We start from the raw sequence: 18248 nt of genomic DNA, 5'->3' as shown, positions 1-18248 counted from the left end.
CGGACGGGGCGCGTCGGACCGGCGCGGACACGGGGTCGATCGCACGTGCTCGTGCGTATGAAACCGCGCGAGCAAGGCACGTCAAGCCGGCGTCGTCGCACGTACGAAAGCACGCGCGAGACGCGTCAGTCCCGCGCAAAAGGGGCAGCTGCGCGTACGTACCGCGGCACGGGCAGGGCGCACCAGACCGGCACGGACCCACGTACCGGTGCGCGCGAGACGCGTCAGTCCCCCGCGGACGAGAAGCTACGCATACATACCAGGGCGAGCGCCAGGCGCATCGGAACTGTGCGGACGGGGGCTCGAACGCACGTGCCGTGCGTAAGAGCCCCGCGCGAACAAGGCGCGTCCGACCGGCGCGGATGACGGGCCGATCGCACCTGCTCATGCGGTTGAGACCGCGCGAGCAAGGCGCGTGAAGCCGGCGTCGTCGCACGTACGAGTGCACACGCGAAACGCGTCAGTCCCGCGCGAAGGGGCAGTTGCGCGTACATACCAGGCAGGCGCCAGCCGCATCGGACCAGCGCGGACGCGGGGGTTGATCGCACGTGCTCGTGCGTAGGAAACCGCGCGAGCAAGGCACGTCAAGCTGGCGTCGTCGCACGTACGAAAGCACGCGCGAAACGCATCAGTCCCGCGCGGACGGGAAGCTACGCGTACATACCGGGCAGGCACCAGCCGCATCGGACCAGCGCGGACGCGGGCTCGAACGCACGTGCTCGTGCGTAAAAGCCCCGCGCGGACGGGAAGTTACGCGTACGTACCGGGGCGCCCGGCGTATCGGACCGGCGCTGAGCCGGGCGAAGGAGCCCCGCGTGGGCAAGGCGCGTCGGACCGGTGTGGTCCTGCGTACCCGGCCCGACCCCGCCGACGGCGACCCCGCCCCCCGATCACGCCCCGCCCTCGCGCGTCAGCGCGGTCACCGCCGTCGTCGCGAGGTCGTCGAGGTAGCCGGCCGGCAGATCGCCCCGTACGACGACGAGACGCCAGTACAGCGGACCCGCGATGAGGTCGAGCGCCCGGTCGGGGTCGGTGGCCCCCGGCAGCTCGCCGCGCGCGACCGCCTCGCGTACGACCACCGCCGCGATGCCCTTCTCCTTGTCCAGCAGCGCCGACTTGATCGCCTCGGAAATCTCCGGATGCCGCGCCGCCTCCACCAGCAGGTCGGGGATGACCCTGGACGCCAGCGGGTGACGCAGGGCGTGCGACGCCACTTCGAGCAGGGCGCGTACGTCCCCGTACAGCGAACCCGTCGCCGGGACGGGCAGCCCCTGGGCCGCGACGGCGGAGACCAGGTCGAGCACCAGCGCCAGCTTGGACTTCCAGCGCCGGTAGACGGCGGTCTTGCCGACACCGGCCCGTCGCGCGATGCCCTCGATGGACATCCGGGCGAAGCCGACCGCGGCCAGCTCCTCGAAGACGGCCGAGCGGATGGCGTCGGTCACATCCTCACGGAGCACGGCGGCTCCCGCTGGGGCGCGGCGTGAGAGGCGGGGATCCGTGGGCATGCCGACGAGCATAGCGTCACGCACGTCACGACGAAACGGTTGCGTTGCGACGCACTCCGCCCTAATCTCATCGTTACGACGAAACGGTCCCGTCCCGTCGCCCCGCCGACCGCGCCACCGCTCGATGTCCCTCGTCGAAAGCGATCTCCGTGAGCCAGACGACCGCACCCCCCGCCCCGGTCCGGGCCCCCGAAACCCCACCGGCCGCCCAAACCCCGGGGGCCACCCCACCCCTCCCGGACGATCTCCGCGCACTCGCCGCCCGGCACGGCCTGACCGAGAGCGGGGCGCGTCCCACGCTCCCCGCCTATCTGCGCGGGCTGCACTCCCGACGCCACTTCGTCATCGCCCTGGCCACCGCGCGGCTCACCTCCCAGTACAGCCAGGCGAAGCTCGGCCAGCTCTGGCAGATCATGACGCCGCTGCTCAACGCGACCGTCTACTACTTCATCTTCGGCCTCCTGCTCAACACCAAGGACGGCGTGCCGGACTACGTCCCGTTCCTGGTCACCGGCGTCTTCATCTGGACGTTCACCGCCGGCACCGTCACCGCGGGGACCCGCGCCGTCTCCGGCAACATCGGTCTCGTCCGCGCCCTGCACTTCCCGCGCGCGTCGCTGCCCCTCGCGTTCGCCCTCCAGCAGTTGCAGCAGCTGATGTTCTCGCTCGGCGCGCTGACCGTGATCCTGGCCGTCTTCGGGCAGTATCCGCGCCCCGCCTGGCTGCTGGCCGTGCCCGCCCTCGCGCTCCAGACCGTGTTCAACACCGGGCTCGCGATGATCTTCGCGCGGCTGACGGCGTCGACACCCGACATCGCGCAGCTGATGCCCTTCCTGCTCCGCACCTGGATGTACGCGTCCGGTGTGATGTGGAGCCTGGACACGGTGTTCAAGGACGGGGACGTACCGCATCTGGTCCGGCTGGCGCTCGAATGCAATCCGGCGGCCGTCTACATCGATCTGATGCGCTTCGCGCTCATCGACAGTTTCACCGCCGCCCAACTCCCGCCCCACGTCTGGCTGGTCGCCACCGGCTGGGCGGTGCTGCTCGGGGCCGGCGGATTCCTGTTCTTCTGGCAGGCGGAGGAGAAGTACGGCCGTGGCTGAGACCGAGCGGGTTCCGACCGTCGTCGTCGACGACGTACACGTCACTTACCAGGTGCACGGCACCAAGGCCGGCAAGGGCAGCGCCACCTCGGCGCTCAGCCGGATCGTCTCGCGCGGGCCGGCCCCCGGGGTGCGCGAGGTGCACGCCGTACGGGGCGTGAGCTTCGTCGCGTACAAGGGCGAGGCCATCGGTCTCATCGGCTCCAACGGCTCGGGGAAGTCGACCCTGCTCAAGGCCGTCGCCGGGCTGCTGCCGCCGAGCCAGGGCAAGGTCTTCACCCGTGGCCAGCCCTCGCTCCTCGGGGTCAACGCGGCGCTGATGAGCGATCTGACCGGCGAGCGCAACGTGATACTCGGCGGGCTCGCGATGGGCATGACGCGCGAACAGGTCAGGAACCGTTACGCCGACATCATCGAGTTCTCCGGGATCAACGAGAAGGGCGACTTCATCACCCTGCCGATGCGCACGTACTCCTCCGGTATGGGTGCCCGGCTCCGCTTCTCCATCGCGGCGGCCAAGGCCCATGATGTCCTGCTGATCGACGAGGCGCTGTCCACCGGGGACGCCCGCTTCCAGCGGCGCAGCAAGGAACGCATCGCCGAGCTGCGCGCGAAGGCGGGCACCGTCTTCCTGGTCAGCCACAGCAACAGGACGATCACCGAGACCTGCGACCGGGCGCTGTGGCTGGAGTCGGGGACGCTGCGGATGGACGGGCCCGCGGCCGAAGTCGTCGCGGCGTACGAGGAGTTCACGGGCGCCCCGAAGAAGAAGGCCAAACGGTAGCCCCCTCCCGGCACCGGGTCCTCCCCGGACCCGGCACCCCGGCCGGCCCGCCGGACCGGCCCGCCGGACCGGCCCGCTGGACGGGCCCCAACAGCCCGTCCGGCGGGCACGTCGAGCCCGTCCGGCGATTGAGGACAGCCCCCGCCGGGGGACCGGCTACGCGTGCGTCCGCAGCAACGTACGCATCGTCCGCATCGCGACCGACAGATTCGCCAGGTCGAAGGAGTCCGAGCTCTGGATCTCCTCCAGCGTGCTACGCGAACGCCCGAGAATCGCCGCGTTCTTCTGCTCCCACGCCTTGAAGCGCTCCTCCGGCGTCGAGGTCCCGTTACCGACGGACAGCACGTCCGACGCCAGCGCGGCGTGCGCCGCGTACAGGTCCTCGCGGATCGACGCGCGGGCCATGGACTGCCAGCGGTCGGCCCTCGGCAGCTCGATGATCCGGTCCATCAGCTGGGTGATCCGCAGCCGGTCCCCGAGGTCGTAGTACACCTCGGCCACCGCCAGCGGGTCCTTGCCCGTACGGTCGGCGATCTGCACGATGTCGAGCGCCGGGAACGCCGCGGAGAATCCGGCGACCCGCAGCGCCAGCACCTCGGGCACGCCCACCGAGGTGAGCTCCTCCAGGATGTTCTGATACCACTCCAGGTCGGCGCCGCGCAGCAGCCGCGGCAGCTCCTGCCACACCTGCTCCACGCCTTCGGAGAAGAACTCGACCGTCTCCGCGATCTCCACCGGCTGCGGCCGGTTGCCGAGCAGCCAGCGCGTACCGCGCTCGACCAGTCGGCGTGAGTGGAGCCGGATCCGGGTCTGGACATCGGCGGCGACGGTGTTGTCCAGCGCCTCGACCGCGTCCCAGACCGGTCCGAGACCGAAGATCTCCCGGGCGACCGTCTGCGCCCGTACGATCTCCTCGATCGACGCCCCGGTCTCCTCGCGCAGGCGGTGCAGGAAGGTCGAACCTCCCGCGTTCACCGTGTCGTTGACCAGCACCGTCGTGATGATCTCGCGGCGCAGCGCGTGCGCGTCGATCTGCTCGGAGAACTTGTCGCGGAGCTGCGCGGGGAAGTACGCGTACAGCAGCTTCCGCAGATACGGGTCGTCCGGGAGCTTGGTGGAGATCAGCTCGTCGGCGACGGTGATCTTGGTGTACGCGAGCAGGACGGCGAGTTCCGGCTGGGAGAGGCCCTTGCCCGCGTTGAGCAGTTCGCGGATCTGGCGGTCGGTCGGCAGGAATTCGAGCTGCCGGTCGAGGCTGCCGTCCCGCTCCAGCCTGCGCATGAACCGCTGGTGGGCGTGGAGCAGGGACGGCGCCTGGAGGACCGCGTTGGCGAGCGCCACGTTCTGCGCGTAGTTGTTGCGCAGGACCAGCTTGCCGATCTCGTCGGTCATGGCCGCGAGCAGCTTGTTGCGCTGCTTGACGGTCATGTCCCCTTCCTTGATGAGGCCGTTGAGCAGGATCTTGATGTTCACCTCGTGGTCGGAGGTGTCCACACCGGCGCTGTTGTCGATGGCGTCGGTGTTGATCCTGCCGCCCTCGCCGCCGGCGCCGCGCCGCGCGAACTCGATCCGGCCGAGCTGCGTCGCGCCCAGGTTCCCGCCCTCGCCGACGACCTTGGCCCGCAGGTCCTCGCCGTTGATCCGGATGGCGTCGTTGGCCTTGTCGCCCACGTCCGCGTTCGACTCGGCGGACGACTTGATGTACGTACCGATGCCGCCGTTCCACATCAGATCGACCGGGGCCCGGAGGATCGCCCGCATCAGATCGGCCGGCGTCAGCTTGGTCACGCCCGCCTCGATCCCGAGCGCCTCGCGGACATGCGCGTTGACGGGGATCGACTTCGCCGTGCGCGGGTGGATCCCGCCGCCCTGCGACAGCAGCGACTTGTCGTAGTCGGCCCAGGAGCTGCGCGGCAGTTCGAAGAGACGGCGGCGCTCGGCGAACGAGGTGGCCGCGTCCGGGTTCGGGTCGATGAAGATGTGCCGGTGGTCGAAGGCGGCGACCAGACGGATGTGCTCGGAGAGCAGCATGCCGTTGCCGAAGACGTCACCGGACATGTCGCCGACGCCCGCGACGGTGAAGTCCTCGGTCTGGGTGTCGTGGCCCAGCTCGCGGAAGTGCCGCTCGACGGACTCCCAGGCGCCGCGCGCCGTGATGCCCATGCCCTTGTGGTCGTAACCGGCCGAGCCGCCCGAGGCGAAGGCGTCGCCGAGCCAGAAGTCGTAGGAGATCGCGACCTCGTTGGCGATGTCCGAGAAGCTGGCGGTGCCCTTGTCGGCGGCGACGACCAGATAGGTGTCGTCCTCGTCGTGCCGCACGACGTCGGCCGGGGGCACGACCTCGCCGCCCACCATGTTGTCGGTGATGTCGAGGAGGGCGGAGATGAACGTCTTGTAGGCGGCGATGCCCTCCGCCAGCCAGGCGTCCCGGTCCACGGCCGGGTCGGGGAGGTGCTTGGCGACGAAACCGCCCTTGGCGCCGACGGGCACGATCACCGTGTTCTTGACCATCTGCGCCTTGACCAGGCCCAGGATCTCCGTACGGAAGTCCTCGCGCCGGTCGGACCAGCGCAGCCCGCCTCGGGCGACCTTGCCGAAGCGCAGGTGCACACCCTCCACGCGGGGCGAGTAGACCCAGATCTCGTACGCCGGGCGCGGCGCGGGGAGGTCGGGGATGGCCTGCGGGTCGAACTTCATCGACACATAGGTGTGGTGCTTCTCGCCCGCGCTCTTGCGTCCCGTCCCCTCGGCTACCTTGCTGGCGCTCTGGAAGAAGTTCGTGCGCAGGGTGGCCTTGATGACGGTGAGGAACGAGCGCAGGATGCGGTCCTCGTCCAGACTCGCCACCTGGTCGAGGGCGCCGGTCAGCTCTTCGAGGAGGCCTTCGATGAGCTCCGTGCCGGCCCGCTGGCGGTTGGGCGCCATCCGGGCCTCGAAGAGCGAGATCAGCAGCCGGGTGGTGTGGACGTTGTTACGGAGGGTGTCCTCCATGTAGTCCTGGCTGAAGGTCGCTCCGGCCTGGCGCAGGTACTTCGCGTAGGCGCGCAGCACCATCGCCTCGCGCCAGTTGAGCCCGGCGCGCAGGACGAGGGAGTTGAAGCCGTCGTTCTCCGCCTCGCCCGTCCAGACGGCGGCGAAGGCGTCCTGGAAGCGCTCGCGGGCGTCCTCGGCGAGGTGGTCGTCCTTGGCGTGAGCGCCCTCGCCGTGCGGCATACGGAGGCCGAAGTCGTAGATCCAGGCCTGTGCGCGGTCCGAGCAGCGCAGCTCGTACGGCCGCTCGTCCACGACCTCGACACCGAGCTGCTGGAGCACCGGCAGGACGGCGGAGAGGGAGACCTGCTCTCCGGTGCGGTAGATCTTGAAACGGCGCTCGCCGGGGCCGGCGCCGACCGGCTCGTAGAGGGAGAGGGCGAAGTCCTTCTCCTCCCGGCTCAGCTCCTCCACCCGTACGAGGTCGGCGACCGCGGCACGCGGCGAGTGGTCGGCCTTGTACCCCTCGGGGAAAGCGTTGCCGTAGCGGCGGAGCAGCTCGGCGGCGCGCTCCTCGCCCAGCTCGGCGTTGAGCGCCTCGCCGAAGCCGTCGGCCCAGGAGCGGGCGGCCTCGACGAGCCGTGCCTCGATACGGTCGACGTCCGGGTCGGTGAGCCCGGCGAGCTCGGTGCCCTGCGGGACACGCACGACGAAGTGGAGCCGGGAGAGGATCGACTCGGTGTTCCAGGCGGTGAAGTCGACGCTGGTGCCGCCGAGCTCCTCCTTGAGGATGTCGATCAGACGCAGCCGGACACCGGTGGTGTAGCGGTCGCGCGGCAGGTAGATGAGGGCCGAGTAGTAGCGCCCGTACTCGTCCTGGCGCAGATAGAGGCGCAGCCGGCGCCGCTCCTGGAGGTACAGGACGCTGGTGACGATGGAGCGCAGCTGCTCGACGGGCGTCTGGAACAGCTCGTCGCGCGGGTAGGTCTCAAGGATCTGCATCAGGTCGCGGCCGTCGTGGCTGTTCGGCGAGAAGCCGGCGCCCTTCAGGACCTCGGCGACCTTGCGCCGGACGACGGGCACGCGGCGCACCGACTCGGTGTACGCCGCCGAGGAGAAGAGGCCCAGGAAGCGCCGCTCGCCGACGACGTTGCCCTTGTCGTCGAACTTCTTCACACCGACGTAGTCGAGATAGCTCGGACGGTGGACGGTGGAGCGGCTGTTGGCCTTCGTCAGGACGAGAAGCTTGTGCTCGCGTGCCTTGGCGCGCGCGTCGGCGGGGAGCCGGTTGAACGACGGGCTCACCGGATGGGCCTCGTCGTCGGTGTGCTTCGGGTCGGAGCGCAGGATGCCGAGGCCGGTGCCGGGCACGGCGGCCAGCGCGTCGTCGCCGGTCAGCTCGTACTCGCGGTAGCCGAGGAAGGTGAAGTGGTTGTCGGCGAGCCAGCGCAGCAGCTCGCGCGCCTCCTCGACCTCCTGGTCGCGCAGGTCGTCCGCGGTCGGCTCGCCCGGCAGCTCGTCGGCGATGCGCAGAGCGGACTTGCGCATCTTCTCCCAGTCCTCGACGGCCTCGCGGGCGTCGGAGAGGACACGCAGCAGGTCGTTGGTGATCTGCTTGAGATCGGACCGGTCGGTCTCACGGTCGATCTCGACATGGATCCAGGACTCGATCAGGGTGTCGTGGCTCAGCTCGGCGCCCTCGGCCCGGCCCTCGGGAAGGACCTCGATGAGCTTGCCGGTGACATCACGGCGCACCAGGATCTGCGGGTGGATGACGGCGTGGATGCCGCGGTTCTGCCGGGAGAGTTCGTTGGTGACCGAGTCGACCAGGAACGGCATGTCGTCGGTGACGACCTCGACGACCGTATGGGTGCACGTCCAGCCGTTCTCCTCGACGGTCGGCGTGTGGACCCGTACGTTGGCCGTGCCCTGCGGGCGGTTCTCGGCCAGACGGAAGTGGGAGAGCGCCGCGCCGTAGATGTCGACCGGATCGCGGTCGGCGAGGTCGTCCGGCGCCGTGTGCAGGTAGTACCTGTGGAGGAAGGCGAGCAGCGCCTCGTTGTCCGGGTGCTTCTCGTCGCTCGTACCGTCGTCGGTCGCCGTCGCGGCCGAGTTGTTCCGGGAGGTGCCCCCCAGACCCCCAGCCCCCCCGGCTGGGCTGTTCTCAGCGACCCGTGCCGCCCGTGCGAGCAGCTCGGCCTTGGCTTCGTCCAGCTTGGTCTGCATGTCCTCTGGCTCCTGTCGCGCGCCATTGCGTGACGTCGATGAAAGAAGCGACACGACGCCACGACGCGGGGTGTCCGGTCGGAGTCGACGCTATGCCGCGATGAGAGATGTCCGGGACGTTATTGGCCAAATTTGACGGCCACGCCGGATTGTGGGGATCAGGGAGGCCCGGGGCGCTGTGGCACTCCGGGCGCTGGCCGGGAGCTTCACTGCTCCCACGGCGTATCGCACTGATCACGACCCCAGGCTATCTCGCCGCACCCCGGGCCCGTCATGAACCGCATATGTACAAAAGAAGGGCGGGAATTTTGCGGTTCCGACCAATGACAAATGACCAGGTCAGGGGGAGGGTGGGACGCGGACGGGTCCATCAGCCCGCGGTCCGGCCACAGGCGGCGGCCGGCAGCCGGCGGTCGCTGATCAGCGGCCGGTGGCCGGCGATCAGTGGTCCGCGATCAGCGGTCAGCGCGCGATGCTCTGCGCCAGGTCGACGGCCTCGGCGAGACTGTCGACGACGGGGACACCCACCGACTCCAGGCTCTTGCGGCTGTGCGATCCGCCCGTGTAGAGCACGGCACGGGCTCCCACATGGGCGGCTGCCAGGGCGTCGTCGACGGCGTCGCCGATCACCACCGTACGGTCGGGGGCTATCCGGCCGTCCCCGGCGAGCGCGGCCAGATGGCGCTCCATATGAACGGCCTTGGTGCCGCCGGACGGTCCCGTGCGTCCGTCGACCCGGACGAAGTGCTGATGAATCCCGTAGTCCCGCACCACGGGCACCAGTTGCTCGTGCTCGTACATGCTCAGGATCGACTGGCTGCGGCCCGCCAGCGTCCACTGCGTCAGCAGCTCCTCGACGCCTTCGGTCAGCAGGCACCCGACGCGCCGCTCCACGTAGTGCCGGTGGAAGGTCTCGTCCATGACCAGCCACTCGGCGTCCGTCGGGAGACGGCCCATCAGACGCTCGTAGAAGACGGGGATCGGCATGCAGTACAGATCCCTGTAACGCTCCGCGGTGATCGGCTCCAGGCCGATTTCCTCGAAGGCGGCGTTGGTCGCCCCGATGACCGCGTTGAAGTCGTCGAGCAGAGTACCGTTCCAGTCCCAGACCAGATGAATGTCGTGCTTCCCCATGCCGAAAACGTTACCGGCCGGGTCTGACAACGCGCCGCAGAACCCTACGCGACGATGCTCGGGATCTCCTGGACCCCGAACCAGAGCAGTTCGTGGTCCTCGGCGCCGTCCACCGTGAACTGGGCGTCGTCGTCGCCGTGGTCGGCGGCGCCCAGCGCCGCCGCGGCGGCGGACACGTCGGCCTCCGCGTCGTCCGCGTCGATGTGCACGGCGGCGGCCTTGGCCAGGGAGACGGCCGAGGCGATCCGCACCTCGCCGAGGCCGGCGGAGTCCACCCCCCGGTCGGGGTCGGAGGCGGCGTCCCTGTCCGGTACGTCGACGGCGACGACGACCCGTCGCCGGGCGGCGGACGGGTCACCGGCGAGCATCCGGAGCGAGGCGGCGGCGGCGCGGTTGAGCGCCGCGTACTCCAACTCCTCTATGTCGTCGGAGAGATACCACTCGCGCAGTCCGGGCGTCACCGCGTAGGCCGTCAGCGGCCCGGGACCCAACTCGCCCGTCTTGTGCGCCTCGGCGAGACCGGGGAGGGTCAGGGGGACGTAGACGCGCATGCGAGGACCGCTTTCGTAGTCGGAGGAGCGGTTCAAGGATACGTGCGGCACTTCCCGGCGGTCCCTCGTCGGGGTGACACTGCGGAGCCGTCCCGCGACCTCTCGAATACGCAGAGTGACGCCTGAAGCCCTGCTGCGACTTGGCCGGCCACTCGGACAGGTGACGCCCTACGCGTGCGCCGCCCCGGAATCCGGTCCTTGCGACCGCCGCGGATCACCCGTAGAAGATCTCCAACACAAGTTACCGCCCGGTAATGCGATGACGGACCGGGCCGGCGGAACGGGGGCGATCTGCGTGAGCGACACCGAGACCAGCAGGACGTACGACAGGGCGGCGGCACGGGCGGTCGCCGCGTCCGCGGCCACCACCCGCCCACCGGCCAGGCGCGACCCACGCAGGCCGGGCCGGGTGGTCTCCCAGCGCCGCCGGCCCTGGCTCCAGCCGCACGAACGCTTCGCGGAACTGCTGCTCGCGGTCCTCAGCGGCCTGCGGCCGGTCCACTCGATGCTGGGCCAGACGGTCGGCGAGGCGTACGACCAACTCGTCCACCTGGCCCCGGCAACCCCTCTGCGCGCCCGCAACACCACACCGGTGATCCGTACCTGCCGGGGCTTCCATCCGCGCCCGGGAGTGGTCGAGGCCTGGGCGAGCATCGCGGCGGGCGACCGCGTCCGCGCGATGGCGTTCCGCCTCGAACAGGGCCCCGACCTCCGCTGGCGCTGCGCGGCGGTAGAAGTGGGCACCCGCCCGCACGGGTAGCCCCCGAGCCCGCCGGACCCAGCCCAGCCCGCCCCCGGCGCTTGAGGGCGAGCCCACCGGGCCCACAACCAGCCCGCCCGGCGTTTGAGGGCAAAACTCACCAGGGGCTGCTGGGACCGGCCCGGCCACATCCAGCCCGTCCGGCGTTTGAGGACGACCCGGCCGCCGGGCCGCAGGGACTATCCGGCCGCCCACCACCAGCCCGCCCGGCGCTTGAGGGCACGCCCACCGGCCACAGGGGCTACCCGACCGGCCACCACCAGCCGGCCCGGCGCTTGAGGGCAAAACCCACCAGGACTGCTGGGACCAGCCCGGCCACATCCAGCCCGTCCGGCGTTTGAGGACGAACCGACCGCCGGCGGACCCGGCCTCACCACCCGGCAGAAGCACAGGGCCCCGCACACGCACGGCGGCCGGCCCCGGACATCGTGTCCGGGCCCGGCCGCCGCCGAAACACCGAGTACCGCGACCGCCGCCTACTTCTTGCGGCGCCGCCCCCCACCCTTCTGCGCCTTCCGCCGCTCCGCCCGCGTCGAGCCGGAACCCGCCTCCGTACGATCCGCGCCGCCGTTGCTCTCGAAGTCGCCCTCGACGACGCCGCCCTCACCGTCCACCGTCGGCGCGGAGAAGTGCAGCCGGTCGCGCCGCTGCGGAGCCTCCAGGCCCTTCGCCCGGATCTCCGGACGCGCGCCGCCACCACGCGCACCCGCACCCGCCGGCGCGTCCGCCTTCGCCAGCGACGTACGCTCCGCCGCCGCGTCCTGCACCGGGACCTCCTCGACCTGCTGCTCGACCTGGACCTCCAGGTTGAACAGATAGCCGACGGACTCCTCCTTGATGCCCTCCATCATGGCGGTGAACATGTCGAAGCCCTCGCGCTGGTACTCGACCAGCGGGTCCTTCTGCGCCATCGCGCGCAGCCCGATGCCCTCCTGGAGATAGTCCATCTCGTAGAGGTGCTCACGCCACTTGCGGTCCAGCACGGACAGCACCACGCGCCGCTCCAGCTCGCGCATCACGTCCGGGCCCAGCGACTTCTCGCGCTCGTCGTACTGCTCGTGCGCGTCGTCCTTGATGGACTCGGCGATGAACTCCGCCGTGATCCCCGCGCGGTCCCCCGTCGCCTCTTCCAGGTCCTCGACGGTGACCTTCACCGGGTAGAGCTGCTTGAACGCGCCCCACAGCCGGTCCAGGTCCCACTCCTCGGCGAAGCCCTCGGCCGTCTCCTGGCCGATGTAGTCGTCGATGGTGTCGTCCATGAAGTGCCGGATCTGCTCCTGGAGGTCCTCGCCCTCCAGGACGCGGCGGCGCTCGCCGTAGATGACCTGGCGCTGCCGGTTGAGCACCTCGTCGTACTTCAGGACGTTCTTACGCGTCTCGAAGTTCTGCTGCTCCACCTGCGACTGCGCCGAGGCGATGGCACGGGTGACCATCTTGTTCTCGATCGGGACGTCGTCGGGGACGTTCGCCATCGACATGACGCGCTCGACCATCTGCGCCTTGAACAGCCGCATCAGGTCGTCGCCCAGCGACAGGTAGAAGCGGGACTCGCCCGGGTCGCCCTGACGGCCGGAACGACCGCGCAGCTGGTTGTCGATCCGGCGCGACTCGTGACGCTCCGTACCGAGGACGTACAGGCCGCCGAGCTCGACGACCTCCTCGAACTCCGCCTTCACGGCCTGCTCGGCCTTCTCCATCGCGGCGGGCAGCGCGGCCGCCCACTCCTCGACGTGCTCTACCGGGTCGAGCCCGCGCTGCCGCAGCTCCGCCTCGGCGAGGTCGTCGGGGTTGCCGCCGAGCTTGATGTCGGTACCACGGCCGGCCATGTTCGTGGCGACCGTGACCGCGCCCTTGCGCCCGGCCTGGGCGATGATCGGCGCCTCACGGTCGTGCTGCTTGGCGTTCAGCACCTCGTGCTGCACGCCCCGCTTCGAGAGCTGCTGCGACAGGTACTCGGACTTCTCCACGGAGGTCGTGCCGACCAGGATCGGCTGGCCCTTCTCGTGCTTCTCGGCGATGTCGTCGACGACCGCCGCGAACTTCGCGACCTCGGTGCGGTAGATCAGGTCGGGCTGGTTGACCCGGATCATCGGCCGGTTCGTCGGGATCGGCACGACGCCCAGCTTGTAGATCTGCTGGAACTCCGCGGCCTCCGTCATGGCCGTACCGGTCATGCCCGAGAGCTTCTCGTAGAGACGGAAGAAGTTCTGCAGGGTGATCGTGGCGAGGGTCTGGTTCTCGTCCTTGATGTCCACCCCTTCCTTCGCCTCGATCGCCTGGTGCATGCCCTCGTTGTAGCGGCGGCCGGCGAGGATACGGCCGGTGTGCTCGTCGACGATCATGACTTCGCCGTCGATGACGACGTAGTCCTTGTCGTTCTTGAAGAGCTCCTTGGCCTTGATGGCGTTGTTCAGATAACCGACGAGCGGGGTGTTCACCGACTCGTACAGGTTGTCGATACCCAGCCAGTCCTCGACCTTGGCGACGCCGGACTCGTGGATCGCGACGGTGCGCTTCTTCTCGTCGACCTCGTAGTCGCCGGTCTCCTCGATGCCCTTGAGCTGGTTGCCCGCCTCGCCCTTGGTGAGCCGCGTCACCAGCTTCGCGAAGTCGCCGTACCACTTCGTGGCCTGGTCCGCGGGGCCCGAGATGATCAGCGGCGTACGGGCCTCGTCGACCAGGATCGAGTCGACCTCGTCCACGACCGCGAAGTTGTGACCGCGCTGGACGAGCTCCTCCGAGGACCACGCCATGTTGTCGCGGAGGTAGTCGAAGCCGAACTCGTTGTTCGTGCCGTACGTGATGTCGCAGTTGTACTGCTCGCGGCGCTGCGCGGGCGACATATTGGCGAGGATGCAGCCGACACTCAAGCCCAGGAACTTGTGGACCCGGCCCATCATCTCGGAGTCGCGCTCGGCCAGGTAGTCGTTGACCGTGATCACATGAACGCCCTTGCCGGACAGCGCGTTCAGATAACAGGGCAGCGTGCCGACGAGGGTCTTGCCCTCACCGGTCTTCATCTCGGCGACATGACCGAGGTGCAGCGCCGCGCCACCCATCAGCTGGACGTCGTACGGACGCTGGCCGAGGACCCGCTTGGCCGCCTCACGGACGGTCGCGAAGGCCTCGGGGAGCAGGTCGTCCAGACTCTCGCCGTCGGCGTAGCGCTGTTTGTACTCGTCGGTGAGGGCCTGCAACTCGGCGTCGGAGAGGGCGGTGAAGTCCTCTTCGATGGAGTTGACCTGGTCCGCGATGCGGTGCAGTTTGCGCAGGATCTTGCCTTCGCCTGCACGCATGAGCTTGTTGAAGACGGACACTGAGGTTGGTCTCCTTGCCGGTCGGGCCTGGCACTGGGTCTGGTGATGGACACTGGCGCGGGCGCGGCAGGCCGACCCCACCGCAACGGCCATCGTAAGCGAGGACCCGGCCGCCTCGGGAGGTCCACGTGACGCCGGCCTCCTGTTCACCCGCCCTGAGAACGCGCGGGGGGCGTGGAAGGTGCCGGTGAGGTACGAAAAGCGCTCGCGCCGGGGAACCCCGCTCACCAGAATCCCTCCATGGAGCCAGTCATCCCAGATTCCGTCTCGCCGGACACCTCGGCCATCTCCCTGATCACCGAGCGTCTGCGGCTGCGTCCCCTGGGCCCGGGCGACATCGACGCGGTGTACGCGGCCTGCCAGGACCCCGACATCCAGCGCTGGACGACGATCCCCTCTCCGTACGAAAGACAGCACGCCGTGGACTTCATCGAGCGGATGGTGCCGGAGATGCTCCGGGCCGGGACCAACTTCGTCTTCGCCGTCGAGCCGGTCGGCGGCGGCCCGCTCCTGGCCTCGGTCAACGCCCACAGCCAGACCGGTGTGTGGGAGGTCGGCTTCTGGACGGTCAGGGAGCACCGCGGCCGCGGCTACACCACCGAGGCCCTGCGCGCACTGGTCCGCTGGATCTTCACGGATCTGGGCGCCGAACGCGTCGAGTGGCGCGCCGAGGCCGGCAACGAGGGTTCTCGCGCGGTCGCGCTGAAGGCCGGTTTCGTGCTGGAGGGCACTCTGCGCGCCGCCCTCCTCATGAAGGAGACGACGCGTGACGCCTGGATCGGCTCGCTCCTGCCCTCCGACCTCGGTCTGCCGTCCAGACACCCGTACCTGCCCTCCCGCCCCTAGCCGGGGAGCCTCGGGGCCCGGCCGGCTGTCCCCGGCCGGCTGTCAGTGCCGCCGTCTATCGTTCGGGGCATGACCACTGCGCCGACTCCCGCCGCCGAGCTGTCCGCCGACGAGGCCCGCCGTCTGGCACTGCGCGCCCAGGGGTTCCTCGGCGCGCCCGACCGTCGCGGCGGCGTGCGGGGTGTGCTGCGCCATCTCGGGGCCGTCCAGCTGGACACGATCTCGGTGCTCGCGCGCTCGCACGAGCTGATTCCGTACGCGCGGCTGGGTGCCGTGGGCCGTAAAAAGGTCGAGGAGGCGTACTGGACCCCGGCGGCCACCGCCGGTGACCCGCCCCGCCCGCACGCCTTCGAGTACTGGTCGCATGCCGCCTGCCTCCTCCCGATCGAGGAATGGCCGCATTTCGCGTTCCGGCGCCGCGCCTACCGCGCCCGTCCGCACTGGCACCACGAGCTGTCGGACGGGGCGTACGACGCGGTGATCAAGCAACTGCGTGCCGAGGGCCCCCTCACGGCGACCGAACTGGGCGGCGCGAAGAACGGCGGGGAGTGGTGGGACTGGTCCGAGGCGAAGGTCGCGGTCGAGCGGGCGCTGATGCACGGCGAGGTGGTCTGCACCGAGCGCCGGGGCTGGAAGCGGGTCTACGACCTCGCGGAGCGGGCCGTTCCGGACGAGGTGCTGCACGACGATCTGGATGACACCGAGTGCCTTCGCCGGCTCGTACGGCTCGCGGGCCGCTCACTCGGCGTGGGCACCCGCTCGGACATCGGTGACTACCACCGCATCAAGGGTGAGCAGGTCGACGCGGTGATCGCGGACTCGGGGCTCGTCCCGGTGACGGTCGAGGGCTGGGCGAAGCCCGCCTGGGCCGACCCGGAGGCGCTGGCGAGCGTCCCGCGCGGGCGGCACCGTACGACTCTGCTCTCACCGTTCGACTCACTCGTCTGGGAGCGGGCCCGCACCGAGCGGATCTTCGGCTTCACGCACCGTCTGGAGGCCTACGTCCCCAAGCCGAAGCGGATCCACGGATACTTCGCGATGCCGCTGCTCTCGGGCGGGAAGCTGCTCGGCCGTGTCGACCCGGCCCGTGAGGGCAGCACGCTCGTCGCCCGGCAGGTCTCGCTGGACACCCCCGCGGCCGTCGAGCCCATGGCACGGGCGCTGCGGGAGGCCGCCGAGTGGGTGGGCTGCGACTCCGTACGGATCGAGCGCGTCGACCGCCCCGATCTGGCGGCGGCGCTGACGAGGGCCGTCATCTGATTTCGAGGATCTTCTCCCGCATCGCGTAGACCACGGCCTCCATCCGGGAGTGCAACTGCAACTTCTCCAGGATGTTGCGGACATGGTTCTTCACCGTGTTCTCGGAGATGAACAACTCCTTGGCGATATCACGGTTGTTCATTCCGGTGGCAACCAGCTTGAGGACTTCGAGCTCCCGCTCGGTGAGCCTCGGCGCGGGGACGAGTCTGCGCTCGTCGGTGCGCTGAATCATCGACTTGAACTCGGTCAGCAGCTTGGAAGCCATCGAAGGGCTGATCTGTGACTGCCCGTCGGCGACGGCGCGAATAGCGGTGGCCACCTCGTCCGTCGAAATCTCCTTGAGGAGATAGCCGGTGGCGCCCGCCTTGATCGCGTCGTAGAGGTCGGCCTCCTCGTCGCTGATCGTCAACATGATGATCTTGGCACTGGGGGCCACCTCCTTGATGGAGGTACAGGCCTCGATGCCACCGCGCTTGGGCATCCGGACGTCCATCAGCACGATGTCGGGAAGCAGGTCGGCGGCCTTGTCGACGGCCTCCGCGCCGTCCCCGGCCTCTCCCACCACCTGGATGTCCTCCTCCTGGGCGAGGACGATCTCCAGCCCCCGGCGGAAGAGGGCGTGGTCGTCCACGACCAGGACCCTGATCGGCTCCTTGCCGGGGTCGTCCGGGTCCGCACCGCCGCCCGGTCCGGCACCGCCGGTCTTACCGCCGGCACCGTGGGCGTGGTGCACCGGCCCGAAGCTGTCCGCCATCGTTCCTCCCCCTGAAGGCCATGGGCCGAAGTACATGCGAGCTACACCAACCCCAGGTCAGGGACAGGCTGTTGGCGTGCGTGGCCATGATTTCATGCCCGGCCGACAGAGCGGTGATCCAGTGGTCGCACGGGGCGCCCCCACGGCCGGATCAGGACCGCGGGGGCACCGCCGAGGGATCGTCTCTCTCAGCCGCCGAGCGCGCCGCCCGCGCCCGCCGCCTCGGACTCGGCCAACTGGTCGGTCCGCAGATGGATCACGCCGTAGTCGTAGGCGTGCCGCCGGTAGACGACACTCGGCTCCTTGGTCTCGGAGTCCACGAACAGATAGAAGTCATGACCGACCAACTCCATCTCGTAGAGAGCCTGGTCGAGGGTCATCAGGGCCGCGGTGTGCGTCTTCTCGCGGACCACCAGCGGTCCTTCGCCCTGCACCTCGAGCGAGCCCATCCTGGTGGTGCGTACGCCGTTCGGCGACTCGTTCACGGGGGCCGGACCCACACCGTTCAACTGGGCGACCCCAGGAACGACGTCGGCGACCTCCGCGGCCGAAAGCCTGCCGTTGCCACGGCGGTTGTGACGCTTCTCGTGCTGCCTGCGCAGCCGCGCCTCCAGCTTGCCTGTGGCCAGGTCGAGCGCTGCGTACGGGTCGGCGGCGGCGGCTTCCGCCCTGATGACGGGACCGCGGGAGTGGAGCGTGATCTCCACCCGGTCGCAACGGTCCGCCTGACGCGGGTTGTGCTCCTTGGACACCTCGACGTCGAGGCTGATCACCTTGCCGTCGAGCTTCTGGATCTTCTCCAGCTTCAGCTTCTCGGCCACGTGCTTGCGGAACCGCTCGGGTACCTCTGTCTTGCGGCCCTTGACGACGATGTCCACGCAGAACTCCGTTCCCGGATTCGCTCCGCCGCGTTGCGGAACTACTCCCTCTTGCACCCGACCCCGATGGTCATCGAGGCCTCGGACTTGGTGACTTTCACCTCCTCCTCCCCCGTGGGCAAGATCCCCATTCCCTCTGTCTCAGAGGTTCTGG

The 18248-nt window shown here is 69.6% G+C and carries 12 protein-coding genes; 5 read left to right on the top strand and 7 right to left on the bottom strand.

The window, feature by feature from the left end:
* Positions 1-890 precede the first annotated feature (890 nt).
* Positions 891-1520, bottom strand: coding sequence for a TetR/AcrR family transcriptional regulator (locus ACFWU9_RS25660; protein WP_384322420.1), 630 nt, complete (start codon positions 1518-1520; stop codon positions 891-893).
* A 137-nt stretch (positions 1521-1657) separates the two neighbouring features.
* On the opposite strand from ACFWU9_RS25660, the gene ACFWU9_RS25655 reads away from it, so the two are divergent.
* Both ACFWU9_RS25655 and ACFWU9_RS25650 read left to right on the top strand, forming a co-directional pair.
* Positions 1658-2614, top strand: a complete 957-nt coding sequence (locus ACFWU9_RS25655; RefSeq protein WP_384322298.1) for an ABC transporter permease — start codon at positions 1658-1660, stop codon at positions 2612-2614.
* Entirely contained in the window at positions 2607-3398 is a 792-nt protein-coding gene (locus ACFWU9_RS25650) for an ABC transporter ATP-binding protein (protein WP_384322296.1), read from the top strand. Before ACFWU9_RS25655 ends, ACFWU9_RS25650 begins: the two co-directional genes overlap by 8 nt.
* 156 nt (positions 3399-3554) lie before the next feature.
* Here ACFWU9_RS25650 and ACFWU9_RS25645 read toward each other — a convergent pair whose 3' ends face one another.
* The 3 genes from ACFWU9_RS25645 to ACFWU9_RS25635 all read right to left on the bottom strand — a co-directional run bounded on the left by ACFWU9_RS25645 (position 3555) and on the right by ACFWU9_RS25635 (position 10279).
* Positions 3555-8594, bottom strand: coding sequence for an NAD-glutamate dehydrogenase (locus tag ACFWU9_RS25645; RefSeq protein ID WP_384322294.1), 5040 nt, complete (start codon positions 8592-8594; stop codon positions 3555-3557).
* Positions 8595-9056: 462 nt separating this feature from the next.
* Complete coding sequence (locus tag ACFWU9_RS25640; RefSeq protein WP_384322292.1) at positions 9057-9728, bottom strand: HAD family hydrolase; 672 nt, start codon at positions 9726-9728, stop codon at positions 9057-9059.
* 44 nt (positions 9729-9772) lie between these two features.
* The gene (locus ACFWU9_RS25635; RefSeq protein WP_384322290.1) at positions 9773-10279 is read right to left on the bottom strand and encodes a DUF6912 family protein; all 507 of its coding nucleotides are present in this window, start codon (positions 10277-10279) and stop codon (positions 9773-9775) included.
* 409 nt (positions 10280-10688) lie between these two features.
* Here ACFWU9_RS25635 and ACFWU9_RS25630 point away from each other — a divergent pair, with 409 nt between their 5' ends.
* The gene (locus ACFWU9_RS25630; RefSeq protein ID WP_384322418.1) at positions 10689-11039 is read left to right on the top strand and encodes an Rv3235 family protein; all 351 of its coding nucleotides are present in this window, start codon (positions 10689-10691) and stop codon (positions 11037-11039) included.
* A 476-nt stretch (positions 11040-11515) separates the two neighbouring features.
* Here the strand turns inward: ACFWU9_RS25630 and secA are convergent, their stop codons facing one another.
* Positions 11516-14356, bottom strand: coding sequence for a preprotein translocase subunit SecA (gene secA / locus ACFWU9_RS25625; protein WP_384322288.1), 2841 nt, complete (start codon positions 14354-14356; stop codon positions 11516-11518).
* A gap of 240 nt (positions 14357-14596) precedes the next feature.
* Between secA and ACFWU9_RS25620 the strand changes: the two genes are divergently transcribed.
* Entirely contained in the window at positions 14597-15202 is a 606-nt protein-coding gene (locus ACFWU9_RS25620; RefSeq protein WP_384322286.1) for a GNAT family N-acetyltransferase, read from the top strand.
* A 69-nt stretch (positions 15203-15271) separates the two neighbouring features.
* Complete coding sequence (locus ACFWU9_RS25615) at positions 15272-16462, top strand: winged helix-turn-helix domain-containing protein (protein ID WP_384322282.1); 1191 nt, start codon at positions 15272-15274, stop codon at positions 16460-16462.
* Here ACFWU9_RS25615 and ACFWU9_RS25610 read toward each other — a convergent pair.
* Both ACFWU9_RS25610 and hpf read right to left on the bottom strand, forming a co-directional pair.
* Positions 16455-17216, bottom strand: coding sequence for a response regulator (locus tag ACFWU9_RS25610; protein WP_384322280.1), 762 nt, complete (start codon positions 17214-17216; stop codon positions 16455-16457). The two genes, ACFWU9_RS25615 and ACFWU9_RS25610, sit on opposite strands and share 8 nt — an antisense overlap.
* Positions 17217-17404: 188 nt before the next feature.
* Positions 17405-18094, bottom strand: coding sequence for a ribosome hibernation-promoting factor, HPF/YfiA family (gene hpf, locus ACFWU9_RS25605; RefSeq protein WP_384322278.1), 690 nt, complete (start codon positions 18092-18094; stop codon positions 17405-17407).
* Positions 18095-18248: the final 154 nt, after the last annotated feature.

Source organism: Streptomyces sp. NPDC058653, from assembly GCF_042716895.1.
Taxonomy (GTDB): Bacteria; Actinomycetota; Actinomycetes; order Streptomycetales; family Streptomycetaceae; genus Streptomyces.
Note: the sequence above shows the minus strand (reverse complement) of the source record. Positions and strands in the feature narration are given on the sequence as shown.

Coding starts and splice junctions, on each gene's coding strand:
- ACFWU9_RS25660 (WP_384322420.1), bottom strand. CDS start 1,520: ATGCTCGTCGGCATGCCCACGGATCCCCGCCTCTCACGCCGCGCCCCA.
- ACFWU9_RS25645 (WP_384322294.1), bottom strand. CDS start 8,594: ATGCAGACCAAGCTGGACGAAGCCAAGGCCGAGCTGCTCGCACGGGCG.
- ACFWU9_RS25640 (WP_384322292.1), bottom strand. CDS start 9,728: ATGGGGAAGCACGACATTCATCTGGTCTGGGACTGGAACGGTACTCTG.
- ACFWU9_RS25635 (WP_384322290.1), bottom strand. CDS start 10,279: ATGCGCGTCTACGTCCCCCTGACCCTCCCCGGTCTCGCCGAGGCGCAC.
- ACFWU9_RS25620 (WP_384322286.1), top strand. CDS start 14,597: ATGGAGCCAGTCATCCCAGATTCCGTCTCGCCGGACACCTCGGCCATC.
- ACFWU9_RS25615 (WP_384322282.1), top strand. CDS start 15,272: ATGACCACTGCGCCGACTCCCGCCGCCGAGCTGTCCGCCGACGAGGCC.
- ACFWU9_RS25610 (WP_384322280.1), bottom strand. CDS start 17,216: ATGGCGGACAGCTTCGGGCCGGTGCACCACGCCCACGGTGCCGGCGGT.